Consider the following 12,087-nt stretch of genomic DNA (forward strand, 5'->3'; position numbering starts at 1 on the left):
GTCGCATATTGGCTCAATTGAGTCTGGACCCTAGCCTCTCAGGGGCAGCTGCCCTGGCTGCGGCGCGGAATAATGCTGTGCGCCGGAGAGCGCAGGGGGAGTATTCGTGTCCGAATGGCGGCGGTTCAGATCCGGGACCTACCTCATGTGCTTGTAGTGTCGATAGTAGTGGAAGCGGTGGACTTGTTGAGCCGAGTCTGCAGCGTCACGTGATCGAGCTCGCTTTCCCACCAGGATACGAACACAGCCGCGATGCCATTGCCGATGATGTTGGTGAGGGCGCGCACCTCGCTCATGAACTTGTCGATAGAAAACACGATTGCCATGCCCGGCACCAGAGCTGGGTTTACTACCGATAATGTCGCAGCGAGCGTGATAAAGCCTGCGCCGGTGACGCCGCTTGCTCCCTTCGAAGTTAGCATTGCTACTAGCAGGATCGTGAGCTGCTGGCCAAAGCTGAGATCGACACCGAGTGCCTGGGCAATGAACAATGTTGCAAGTGTCATATAGATATTGGTGCCGTCAAGGTTGAAGGAGTAGCCAGTCGGCACCACCAGCCCGACCACCGGCTTGGAGCAGCCCAGCCGCTCGAGCTTCTCCATCAATTGAGGGAGCGCGCTTTCGGAGGATGAAGTACCGAGCACGATCAGAAGCTCGTCTTTAATATAGATAAGGAACTTGAAGATTGAAAAGCCGACGAGGCGGGCGATCAGACCAAGCACGACTACTACGAATAGGGCAGCAGTCACGTAAAACAGCGCGATCAGACCGATCAGATTGCCGAGTGCTGCGGGCCCGAACTTGCCGACTGTGAAAGCCATGGCGCCGAAGGCGCCGATCGGGGCCGCTTTCATTACAATAGCTATTACCCCGAACACCGCGTGCGCGACGTCGTCAATCATGCCGCGCAGACGCTCGCCACGCTTTCCCAACGCCATCAGCGAGAAGCCAAAAAGGATCGCGAACAGGAGAACCTGCAGAACATCGCCGCGAGCGAAGGCGCCGACCACGCTATCGGGAATGATGTTGAGAATAAAGTCGACGGTTTTCGAGGCTTCCGCCTGCTTGACGTAATTGGCGACCGCCGCAGCATCCGGTTTGACCGCAAGGCCATGGCCAATCCGGACCAGATTGCCCATGGCAAGGCCCAACAGCAAGGCAAAGCTGGAGACGATCTCGAAATAGAACAGCGCCTTGACGCCGACGCACCCGACTTTCTTGGCATCTTGAATATGCGCAATGCCAGACGTGACGGTGCAGAAAATAATGGGCGCGATCACCATCTTGATGAGCTTGATGAACCCATCACCGAGCGCCTTGACCCAGTCGTTTGTGGCGACAGACGGCCATAGGCAGCCAACCATGGCGCCAATTAGGATTGCGATCAGCACCTGGACGTAGAGTATCTTATACCAAGCTTGCGACGCGCGCACAGGCGCCGCGGTTGCCATGGTGGTCATGACGCTTCCTTCCCGAATATACTCGAATGTGTGCCGCGGCTCGGTGAGAGGCGACAGTGTCATACGAGACTAATCATTATAGCCTTGCGCGATTGAAGACGCGTCCGAGAGCCGGCGCGTCTTTCCAAAGGCAGGCGTTTAGTTGCGTTGTCCTTTCTCGCTAAGCAAGATATGCACCAAATCCCAAACTGCGGCGGACTAAAAAGTCGCGGACAATGGCCTCCCTTCGGTGGCATCGGCTTGAGTGCTCTTAGCCGTGTTCGCAAGGTCGAACATTAGGCTGCAGCGTAGCGCGCATTAGCGGAATGCTGGAGTGTTGAGATCGTGCAGCAGTACGTGCAGTTGGTAAAATTGCTATTTTGGATTGAACGAATTTACCGAATGGAAGTCTGGCTAGGAGCTGCGTTGCCCGGGTAGGACCTCTGATGGATGACTGCGTTTTTCCGCAAGCGGCCAATCTCGTCGATGACGCGGCGTTTGTCTCCACGCCTGTGCTGACGATGTGCAAGCTAAGCCGGTCAGGGGAGCGGCCGTCGCTCGCGGCCCCTCGCGCCTTTGCCGCGTCGCCGAACCAGCCTTACGACGAGTTTTCAGCTACTTCGTTTGCGTAGCTGCCGACCGGCAGGCTTCTTGCGATCGGTTCAGCTACCGGCCCTGCGAGCACGGGATTTGAGCCGCCGACAAACCAAACAGGCATTTCTCGAGTCGAGTCTGCCGTTTTCGTTGGGCGGCTGTTGCTGTCCGCTTGGAAACAAAGATGCCAGAAACCTGACAAAGCGTTAGGTCCACTCCACGGTGACGTCGGCGTCTACGCAAAGTGCTTTCACATAAGCATAGCGCCGCCGCTGTTCGCACGTGGCACTCGAATTGCTGATGACAAATGAGAAGCTGCCGCCGTCGGGTGGGACGAAGCGGACTTGTCACAGGAGTTGCCGATGAGCCTTGCGATGCTGCTCTTGCTCGCAGAAACGGTGCGCGTAAATTTGGGGGACAGAGCGAGCTGCCGCACGAACAAATGGCTATTCGCACCACATCGCTGGGCAGCCCGACGTGCAGGCAATCACTATCGCGATACGGCGACCTGCGCTCGTTGGCGGGCTGACGCACATGGATTTTGATTCGTCAGAGATCTCGCAATCCATTGCGCTCACGATAGAGCTCGCTAGCGTGACGACCGTGATCCTCCTCGTGATTGGTGTGCCCCTCGCCTGGTGGCTGGCGCGTTCAAAGACTTTTCTGAGCGAGGCTGTCGCTGCGCTAATTGCCCTTCCGCTGGTACTACCCCCAGCGGCTCTCGGCTTTTGCGTACTCGTTCTGCTCGGCCCCGACGGACCCGGCGGCGTTCTCGCCTCTTTCTGGGGCGAGCGCACGCTCGCTCTTACCTTCGTCGGGATCGTGGTCGGATCGGTGCTCTCGGCGCTGCCATTGGTCGTGCAGCCGATACGTAACGCCTTTCTTGCGGTTGGCGATCACCCGTTGGAAATGACAGGGCGTGTTTCGCCATTGTATGGCTTCGTTGCTATCATCGCACCGCTGGCGCGACTGGAGCTCGTTAAAGCGGCCGTGCTTGGATTTTCTCACACGATAGGCACATTCGGCGTCGTGATGATGATCGGCGGAAATATTCCTGGACGCACCAAGGTGTTGTCGGCCTATGTCGTGGACTACGTCCAAGAGCCGCGCTGGCACGAGGAAGTGTGGTTGCCGCTGGTATGGTGATGTTCGCATTTGCGACAATCTTCACCTTAGCCATCATCGACAGACATTGTACCGGGCGAGGCAACGAATCATCTTAGGTTTGCCAGGGCGATCGCTCTAAACGTCCAGCCTGTCGCCGCGCACAGCCCCGTAGGCGACGAGCCCCTTGGAACCAGGGGCAGATCGGATCAAATCAGACCTAAAGTCAAGCCAACGTGCGCACCACATTCTCGGTCCCTTGCGGGCTCTGTTCCTTGCTCGGCAACCGCGTTGGTACGTGCTGCCTGCATTAGGTTCGATTATGAGCGCTTTAACGCACCGTTGGTCAGCGATCGGCAAGTCTGATTGAGGCCGGGCAATGTGGTGCCCGTCGACTGAACCAATTCTATTCAACAATCGGCATCATGAGTGCCGCCTGCAGGAGCGTAGTTCCCTTCAGCGGTGAACGATCGGCTTGATTTGTTAAAGTGCTCACATCGACGTCGAAAACTGGACACCAATAGCGTAGCAGATCAATGGCCTAGCTTCTGGGACGCTGGCCGGATTCGACAAGCCGAAAATCTTAAAGCGGTGGCTTGTTATCTTTCAGGTGTTTCGCTCTGCTGGCTTGTTTCTTGCCGAACATCACCAATCGTAACGCTGGCGACAACTCGCTTGGAAGGTTTCATGGGTGATGCAACGGAAACCTTCTACGGCGTGATCAGACGACAGGGTATCACGCGTCGCAGTTTCCTTAAATTCTGCAGTTTCACGGCCGCGAGCTTGGGGCTTGGTGCAAGCAGTATTGCGCACGCCCTGGAAACCAAACCGCGAGTGCCCGTCATCTGGCTGCACGGGCTTGAGTGTACCTGCTGCTCGGAAAGCTTTATCCGCTCGGCTCATCCCTTGATCAAGGACGCGCTGCTGTCGATGATTTCGCTCGACTATGACCATATGATCATGGCGGCGGCAGGACACCAGGCTGAGGCCATCCTGGAGGAAACCCGTGCCAGGTACAAAGGCGGATATGTGCTTGCCGTTGAAGGTAACCCGCCCTTGAACGAGGGTGGCATGTTCTGCATTGACGGCGGCAAGCCGTTCGTTGAAAAGCTCACGTCGATGGCGGAAGAGTCCATGGCGATCGTCGCTTGGGGCACGTGTGCGTCCTGGGGATGCGTGCAGGCGGCCAAGCCAAATCCGACTCGCGCGGTGCCGATCGATAAGTTAATCACCAACAGGCCCTTCATCAAGGTGCCCGGGGGCCCGCCGATCGCAGAGGTCATGAGCGGCCTCGTGACTTTCATTACCACGTTCGGAAAGCTTCCAAAGCTTGATCACCAAGGGCGTCCAAGTATGTTTTATTCCGAGCGCATTCACGATAAGTGCTACCGGCGGTCCCATTTCGACGCTGGTCAATTCGTCGAAGAGTGGGACGACACCAACGCACGCAAGGGCTATTGCTTGTACAAGTTGGGCTGCAAGGGACCAACCACCTACAATGCCTGTTCGGCCCTTCGGTGGAACGGCGGCGTTTCATTTCCCATTCAATCCGGCCACGGCTGTCTCGGCTGCTCCGAAGATGGCTTCTGGGATAAAGGGTCATTTTACGACCGACTCACGACCATCAAGCAGTTCGGCATCGAGCAGAACGCCGACGAGATCGGCATGGCCGCTGCCGGCGTGGTGGGGCTAGCGGTCGCTGCCCACGCGGCGGTCACCGCCGCGAAGCGGTTGAGGCACCGGCCGGATCGCCCTGCCCACAAAGGCAAGCCGAGTTGAGGAGGTAACGACGGTGGCCGTCCAGACGCCGAATGGGTTCAATCTCGATCGTTCCGGCAAGCGAATCGTTATCGATCCGCTGACTCGCATCGAAGGCCACCTGCGCATCGAAGCTAATCTCGATTCCGACAATGTGATCCGCAATGCAGTCTCAAGCGGGACGATTTGGCGTGGCATCGAAGTCATCCTGCGTGGGCGCGATCCGCGCGACGCATGGGCGTTCACCGAGCGGATTTGCGGGGTCTGCACCGGTACCCATGCGCTCACCTCCGTGCGCGCGGTTGAAAATGCACTAGGAATTACGATTCCGGAGAATGCAAATTCGATCCGCAACATCATGCAGCTGTGCCTGCTCGTGCATGATCACCTCGTACATTTCTATCACCTCCATTCGTTGGATTGGGTCGACGTGGTCTCCGCCCTCAAGGACGATCCCAAGTCGACCTCTACACTGGCGCAATCTATCTCGCCCTGGCCGCTGTCATCCCCTGGCTATTTCAAGGATCTACAGATCCGGCTCGGCAAATTCTTCGGATCAGGGCAACTCGGTCCGTTCAAGAATGGCTATTGGGGGCATCCGGCCTACAAACTGCCACCGGAAGCGAACCTGATAGCGGTAGCTCATTATCTTGAAGCACTCGACTTCCAGAAGGAGATCGTCAAAACCCAAGCGATTTATGGCGGCAAGAACCCGCATCCAAATTGGCTGGTGGGCGGCGTGCCGTGCGCGATCAACATCGACGGAATCGGAGCGGTGGGCGCAATCGGCATGGAGCGACTGAACATTATATCCTCCATCATCGACCGTTCGATCGAGTTTGTCGAGCAGGTCTATCTGCCCGACATTGCCGCGATCTTTTCGTACTATAAGGACTGGCTCCACGGCGGCGGTCTTTCGAGCAAAAGCGTGATGTCCTATGGCGATATCCCCGAAAAGGCCAATGACTGTTCCGGCGAGAGTTTCAAGCTGCCGCGCGGGGTCATTCTTGATGGCAATCTCAAGGAGATATTGCCGATCGACCATGGTGATCCCGAACAGATCCAGGAATTCGTCGCGCATTCATGGTATAAATACCCCGGCCATTGCTGCGGACTGCTTCCCTGGGATGGTATCACCGAGCCGAGTTTTGAACTTGGGCCAAAACTCAAAGGCAGCAAGACAGATATTAAAGAACTCGACGAAGGCGGCAAATATTCCTGGATCAAAGCGCCGCGATGGCGCGGCCGCGCCGTGGAGGTTGGGCCGTTGGCCCGATACATTATCGGTTATGCGCAAGGCAAAGCCGAGTTCAAGGAGCCCGCCGAGAGACTGCTCAAGGGGCTCAATCTTCCCGTGACTGCGCTGTTCTCGACCCTTGGCCGTACTGCGGCGCGGGCGCTCGAATGCCAATGGGCGGCGCATCAGATGCGCCATTTCCAGGATAAGCTGGTAATCAACATCAAGGCGGGCAACACGGCAACTGCCGATATCAGCAGGTGGAGGCCGGAAACCTGGCGCAAGGAAGCCAAAGGCTACGGGTTCACTGAGGCGCCTCGCGGTGCGCTCGGGCACTGGATTACGATCAAGGACGCTAAGATTGACAACTATCAATGTGTCGTGCCGACGACATGGAACGGATCTCCTCGCGATTCAAGCGGCAATATTGGCGCTTTTGAAGCTTCGCTGATCGGCACTCCGATGGCCGATCCGCAGCGCCCGTTGGAGATTTTGCGCACCATCCACTCCTTTGATCCGTGCTTGGCTTGCTCGACGCACGTGATGAGTCATGAGGGTCAAGAAATGGCCTCAATTAGAGTTCGTTAGGCCCATGCGGAACAGGGCTCAGAAGTTTCTTGCCGCCGCCGATGCGGCACTGGCTGGTCGCAGCATCCGTGGGGGCACCGCCCACATTTATGCGCTGGTGCGACTCTGGCATTGGGCTAATGCAGCCGCGATTCTGGTACTGAGTTTAACAGGCTATCTTATTGGAACCGGGACACCGGCGATATGGGGAATGGCAAGCGGCGGTTTTCTATTCGGCTATATCCGCTTTGCTCATTTCTCGGCGGGATATGTACTCAGCGCCGGCTTTCTTCTGCGTATCTACTGGGCCTTGATGTGAAACGCGCACGCCATGCAGATCTTTTGCGTGCCGCTTTGGCGCCGGTGCTTTTGGCGGGAGTTGCACCACGAGATTCGCCGGTATTCGTTCCTTGCGGTTGAGCCTGAAAGGGGCCTCGGGCACAACCGCCTTGCTCAGCTAGCAATGTTCTTCATGTTTACGCAGACGATCACGTTCATGGTCGTCACCGGCTTTGCACTTTACGGGCAAGGTGCCGGTACTGACAGCTGGCAGTACAAGGTGTTCGGCTGGGTGTTTTCACTCTGGCCGAACAGCCAGGACTTTCACACCTGGCATCATCTCGGCCTGTGGGTGATCGTGATGTTCGCGCTGGTCCACATCTACGCGGTGCTCTGGGACGACGTCGTGTCGCGCCGCAGCTTCCCTTCTATCAAGTAGGTGAGCATTGGTTTGGCGATTGACTGGGAAGCGGATGCTCAATTCAACAGAGAAAAAGCGGATTTTGGTGCTCGGCATTGGCAATATTCTGTGGGCCGATGAGGGATTCGGTGTGCGTGCGGTCGAGGAGTTTCATCGTAGCTACTCGGTCGATGATACGTCACCGTTCTCGATGGCGGCACCCAGGGGCTCTACCTCGTTAGTTTTCTTGAGGGGGCCGACTGCCTGATCGTGTTCGACGCCATCGACTATGGATTGCTGCCCGGGCAGTTGGAGCTTGTACGAGATGACGAAGTGCCAAAATTCACGGGGGCCAAGAAGGTGAGCCTGCATCAGATGGGCTTCCAGGAGGTCTTGAGCGCGGCCGATTTGCTTGGCCGCCGCCCGCGAGAGCTCGCTCTTATCGGCTGCCAGCCGATGGATCTGGAGAATTGGGGCGGTCCGCTGACCGCGCCGGTGCGCTTTCAGATTCCCCCCGCGATTAGACTGGCCTGTAAGCTCCTAGAGCAGTGGGACTCGCCGGCAAAACCGCGGAGTGCGCCGCTGCCTGCATCAGAACGGCTGTTGGCGAACAATATTGACCATGCGAATTATGAAATGAAAGGCAGAGCCGATCTAGCGGCCTGCGGCTGATTATGTGCCTTGGCTTGCCAATGACGATTGTCGAGACCGACGGTGTCACCGCGTTATGCGAGTATGGCAATGAGCAGCGGCGCATCTCCGTCGTGCTGCTCGCTGATGTACGGGCCGGCGCCAAGGTGCTCGTTCATATCGACAGCGCAGTGCGGCTCCTGGACGAAAACGAAGCAAGGCTGATCTGCAAAGCACTTGACGGGCTTGAGGCCAGCCTCAACGGTCAGAGCTGCGATCGCTTCTTTGCGGACTTGATCGGTCACGAGCCGCAATTGCCGGAGCACCTACGCTAGCGCTTCCGCTCCCTTGCACCGGCTGGGGTTCATAGACCGGATTCCAGTCGCAGGACCATCGGCTTGGACAACGTCAGGCGCTACGCCGTTGGGTCGAACGCGACTCGCGCACCTAGAGATGATTGGCATGCGCCTTGCTAACCGCCATGCTGGCAGAACCGATCATGATCAGAGAGGAGTGTGATGAAGTTGCAGCCGGCTCAGCATGCTCTGACACGGCCCGCTCCGTCCGACGACGTGGAGGGCGTTAGCGCCGATGCGCGCCTGGTCGCGCACGTTCCCAGGAAGGCGACCTTGATGCCGCTGCCGGCGGCTGATCCCCTACATATTCTGCGGATCAGTGAAGCACCCTCGCGCGGCCCTGGTGGCACACTGACCGGCCGGCCCGGCCAGCGTAGACTGTCGACGCCGCGCCTATCCCCGAGGAACAATATACTCTGCCTGATCGGCAAGAGACCGGATCGTTTGCTCACGATCAACCGCATCTCCTCACCGATCCTTTGGGCACTCGCCGGCAGCACCGACGCCGGCAAGTGCAATACCCCTCGACACAGACAATGGAACATCGCATCGTGAAAGCAGCGATCCCCGTTGTATCTGGCGGCGCCGGCCGCGCGGCGAGCGGCTTTACCACAGGTTCTGGAACTCTCGATGTATTCTATCGCGGCGCGACAAGTGCGCTTGTCAATCGCGTTTGGCGGGTTTGCGACGAACGTGCAAGGAAGTATCCGAACGCTGCCCTGCTAATGTCAAATGTCGCTGCTGCTGTTGGGGGTCAGAGAAGCGGTGATCCGACACAATTGTACGGACTCGCAAATTTCAGCGATGCCGAGCGCAAGCTGATTGACGAATTGCTCGGGGAAGGCGAGGTGACCGGGTGGTTGCGTTGCCGGACGGCAGTTTGGCACAAATCCGGGAGTCCGTGCATGCCGGAATCTGGCGCGTGCGCATCGGAACCGAACCGGCGCACGAATATGTCGAGGTTGGAGCGATTCCGCAGATTGTCCGGCGTGCCGCAACTGACCTGACATCAACCGAACTTCTGATTGACACGCCGCCGGATGGCGCGATGAACGTTCAACCGGTGCTGGCCGAAATACGCGAGCGGGCCAGCGTCTGGCAATTTTGCATGAATGCGCATGTCATCAATCTGACGTTACTGCCAATGAGCGTTGTCGACTTGACATTCCTGCAGCAAAGCTTGGGCAACGGACCCGTCCAACTCATGTTGCGGGGCTACGGTGCCTGCAGAGTGCAGGCGACCGGGACTAGGAATGTTTGGTCCGTGCAGTTCTTCAATTCTACGGACAACATCATCCTTGATACGGTGGAGGTCGGGGGCGTGCCGATTGTTGCGTTGGCTGCCGACGAGGATTTCCAGGACTCTGCCGGACGCGTGCAGGAAATTCTCGAGGCGTACTTCACATGATGCGCTCGGGCACTCGACATCAGTTGCGATCCCACAGACGGCGCCTTCGGATGGATCATAGCTTGCGCGGGGGGAGGGGGCAGCATTGCGCATGAACCTCACTGCAAGCAACAAAATCCATGTCCGCGTATTGCTAGCTGCCGACGTAGTCGCCTCGGTCGAGATCCAGCCGCGAGTCCGGCCGCCGCTGGGTCGGATATTCGCCGGAAAGCAGGCCTCGTCACTGCTCAACGCAGTGCCGCGGCTCTTCGCGTTATGTGCCGCTGCGCAGCAAACCGCACTGTTGACCGCGATCGAAACGGCGCGCGACGAAGTGATCACCCTCGCAAAAAAAACAGCATAGTATTGCGCTGATCGTTACCGAGCGCATCATGGATTTGGCACGGGGCCTATTTGCCGGACATCTCACGCTAGAGGTCGCCAGTGCGGCAGCAATCCGCTCCCTGATGTCGGAATTGTCAGCGCTTGTTCGCTCCGCCCAGCGAGCCTCGTGCCCCCCCTCAACGGGAAGCAACAGCGCGGATCGCGGCGGCGCTGGCCGCGCTGGGCGTACCGAATGAGGGACGCGCGCTCAGGTCCGGCAGCCCACTGTCGCTTCGCGTCGCGGCGCTTCATGAGGCCGGCTTGAAGTCGGCTCCGGCAGCATACTCGTTCCTGTCCGCTGCTGACGACTTCAACATCGCGAAGCGATTGCTCGGGGATGATTCGACGTTTTGCGATTGTCCGGATCTGGAAGGACATGTGCCCGAGACGGGTCCTTGGGCGCGCCAAATGACCCGGGATCGGTTCTTGCTGAGACCCTTCGGTGCGGCCGAGCGGCTGATGGCCAGAATAGTTGAAATCGTCCGGGCTATGTGCCTGGCTTGAGGCCGGCGCTCAGCCGGATACCGCAGAGCATGGGATTATCGAAAGATATAAGCTTGGGCCCGGTCGTGCAGCGGCCGCGGTCGAATGCGCCAGGGGACGTCTCTACCACGCTGTTGAGCTTGACGCTCACGGCCGGATATCTCGCTTCGAATTCCTGGCGCCGACGGAGTGGAATTTCCATAAGCGCGGACCGCTTGTACGGAACCTGCAGGGCGCCGTGCTGACAGCTCCGCGGCGCTGTGATGCAGTCCACGCGGTGATTGCGTCGCTGGATCCGTGCGTCGGGTTCACTCTCAATTTTCGTGAATTTCACGATGCATGAAATGGCCATTTGCATGGGGATCATTCAGATCGTCGAGGAGAAGGTACGGGAGCGATCCTCTTCGCGGGTGCGGAGCGTCTGTTTGGAATTGGGAACGCTGAGTCATGCCGCGCCTGAAGCGATCAGGTTCTGCTTTGCTGTCGCTGCAATGCGGACCGTTGCCGAAGGCGCCGCGCTTAATATCGTTGAACTACCGGGCGTTGCCTGGTGCATGAGCTGTTCGAAGAGCGTTGAAATTGCACGCCGGGGTGATTGCTGTCCTTGCTGCGGCAGTTATCAGTTGCAGGTAACCGCGGGCGAACAGATGCGCGTGAAAGCGCTGGAGATCGATTGATGTGTACCGTTTGCGGCTGCACGGAAGGTACACCGACGACCAAACACTCGAGGACAAATGATGCGAAGAGCCACGAGCGATACAATGACCATGTGCGGGACTCTTGCGATGGCCATTCTCCTCTTCGCCGGCCGGCCCACCATCAGGCACATGGCATACAGCCGCTTCCGAGCGGCGGCGCCGGCTCGGCTGATTCAAGGGTCGGGGGCATGAGCGGAAAGCAGGTCATCGAGATCGAGCGCGATATCCTGGGCAAGAATAATGGGATTGCGGCGGTCAACCGGGCCCTCTTCCTTGCCGATGACGTTCTCGTGTTTAATCTTTTATCCAGTCCCGGTGCAGGTAAAACGACGCTGCTGGTCCGTGCCGCGTCCGAGCTCAAGCGCAGCCGCCCGGTCGGTGTCATCGAAGCGACCAGGAGACCTCGAACGACGCTGAACGTATTCAGGCTGTCGGCGTGCCAGCCGTTCAAATCAATACCGGCAAGAATTGTCATCTCGATGCTGCAATGATCGGCGGAGCTTATCGCCGCTTGCCCCTGCTTTCAGGCGGCATTCTCTTCATCGAGAACGTCGGTAATCTGATCTGTCCCGCTGCCTTCGATCTTGGCGAGGCCTGCAAGATCGTGGTGTTCTCGATTACGGAAGGTGAAGACAAGCCCCTCAAATGTCCTGATATGTTTGCTGCTTCATCCCTCGTGGTGATCAACAAGATCGATCTGGCGCCGCTGCTTGAATTCGATTTGGAAAAGACCATCGAGAGAGCTGGCCTCGCAAATTCGGACAGTAGCTT

Annotated in this window: 10 protein-coding genes and 3 pseudogenes; 12 read left to right on the plus strand and 1 reads right to left on the minus strand. The window is 58.1% G+C overall.

Annotated features, from left to right (window positions below):
- Positions 1-143: 143 nt before the first annotated feature.
- Positions 144-1,460 (minus strand): C4-dicarboxylate transporter DctA, encoded by a 1,317-nt coding sequence (gene dctA, locus IC66_RS0141140; protein ID WP_011084529.1) that lies wholly within the window; start codon positions 1,458-1,460, stop codon positions 144-146.
- Positions 1,461-2,567: 1,107 nt separating this feature from the next.
- Between dctA and IC66_RS0141145 the strand changes: the two genes are divergently transcribed.
- From IC66_RS0141145 to hypB, 12 genes and pseudogenes are all read left to right on the plus strand, one after another.
- On the plus strand, positions 2,568-3,179 hold the full coding sequence (locus IC66_RS0141145; RefSeq protein ID WP_011084530.1) for a molybdate ABC transporter permease subunit: 612 nt from the start codon (positions 2,568-2,570) through the stop codon (positions 3,177-3,179).
- A 645-nt stretch (positions 3,180-3,824) separates the two neighbouring features.
- Entirely contained in the window at positions 3,825-4,916 is a 1,092-nt protein-coding gene (locus IC66_RS0141150) for a hydrogenase small subunit (RefSeq protein WP_011084531.1), read from the plus strand.
- 13 nt (positions 4,917-4,929) lie between these two features.
- Positions 4,930-6,720 (plus strand): nickel-dependent hydrogenase large subunit, encoded by a 1,791-nt coding sequence (locus IC66_RS0141155; RefSeq protein WP_011084532.1) that lies wholly within the window; start codon positions 4,930-4,932, stop codon positions 6,718-6,720.
- Between the two features lie 4 nt (positions 6,721-6,724).
- Positions 6,725-7,417, plus strand: a pseudogene (gene cybH / locus IC66_RS0141160) (Ni/Fe-hydrogenase, b-type cytochrome subunit).
- Positions 7,418-7,451: 34 nt separating this feature from the next.
- Positions 7,452-8,050: pseudogene (locus IC66_RS0141170) on the plus strand (HyaD/HybD family hydrogenase maturation endopeptidase).
- A 2-nt stretch (positions 8,051-8,052) separates the two neighbouring features.
- On the plus strand, positions 8,053-8,343 hold the full coding sequence (locus IC66_RS0141175; protein WP_011084536.1) for a HypC/HybG/HupF family hydrogenase formation chaperone: 291 nt from the start codon (positions 8,053-8,055) through the stop codon (positions 8,341-8,343).
- A gap of 572 nt (positions 8,344-8,915) precedes the next feature.
- A pseudogene (locus IC66_RS49355) lies at positions 8,916-9,772 on the plus strand (hydrogenase expression/formation protein).
- A gap of 91 nt (positions 9,773-9,863) precedes the next feature.
- Complete coding sequence (locus tag IC66_RS48855; RefSeq protein WP_028144428.1) at positions 9,864-10,115, plus strand: hypothetical protein; 252 nt, start codon at positions 9,864-9,866, stop codon at positions 10,113-10,115.
- A 492-nt stretch (positions 10,116-10,607) separates the two neighbouring features.
- Entirely contained in the window at positions 10,608-10,961 is a 354-nt protein-coding gene (locus IC66_RS48860; protein ID WP_014497978.1) for a nickel-dependent hydrogenase large subunit, read from the plus strand.
- Positions 10,954-11,295 carry a hydrogenase maturation nickel metallochaperone HypA gene (gene hypA / locus IC66_RS0141190; RefSeq protein ID WP_011084541.1) on the plus strand — a complete coding sequence of 114 codons (342 nt, stop codon included), beginning with the start codon at positions 10,954-10,956 and terminating at the stop codon, positions 11,293-11,295. The genes IC66_RS48860 and hypA overlap by 8 nt, the downstream gene beginning before the upstream one ends.
- A 209-nt stretch (positions 11,296-11,504) precedes the next feature.
- Positions 11,505-11,807: a hypothetical protein gene (locus IC66_RS48865; protein ID WP_244429248.1), complete on the plus strand. Its 303-nt coding sequence runs from the start codon at positions 11,505-11,507 to the stop codon at positions 11,805-11,807.
- The coding region (gene hypB, locus IC66_RS48870) for a hydrogenase nickel incorporation protein HypB (RefSeq protein WP_244429249.1) at positions 11,753-12,087 on the plus strand (335 nt) is incomplete at its 3' end. The genes IC66_RS48865 and hypB, both read left to right, overlap by 55 nt.

It is taken from the genome of Bradyrhizobium genomosp. III, from assembly GCF_000261705.1.
Taxonomy (GTDB): domain Bacteria; phylum Pseudomonadota; class Alphaproteobacteria; order Rhizobiales; family Xanthobacteraceae; genus Bradyrhizobium; species Bradyrhizobium ottawaense.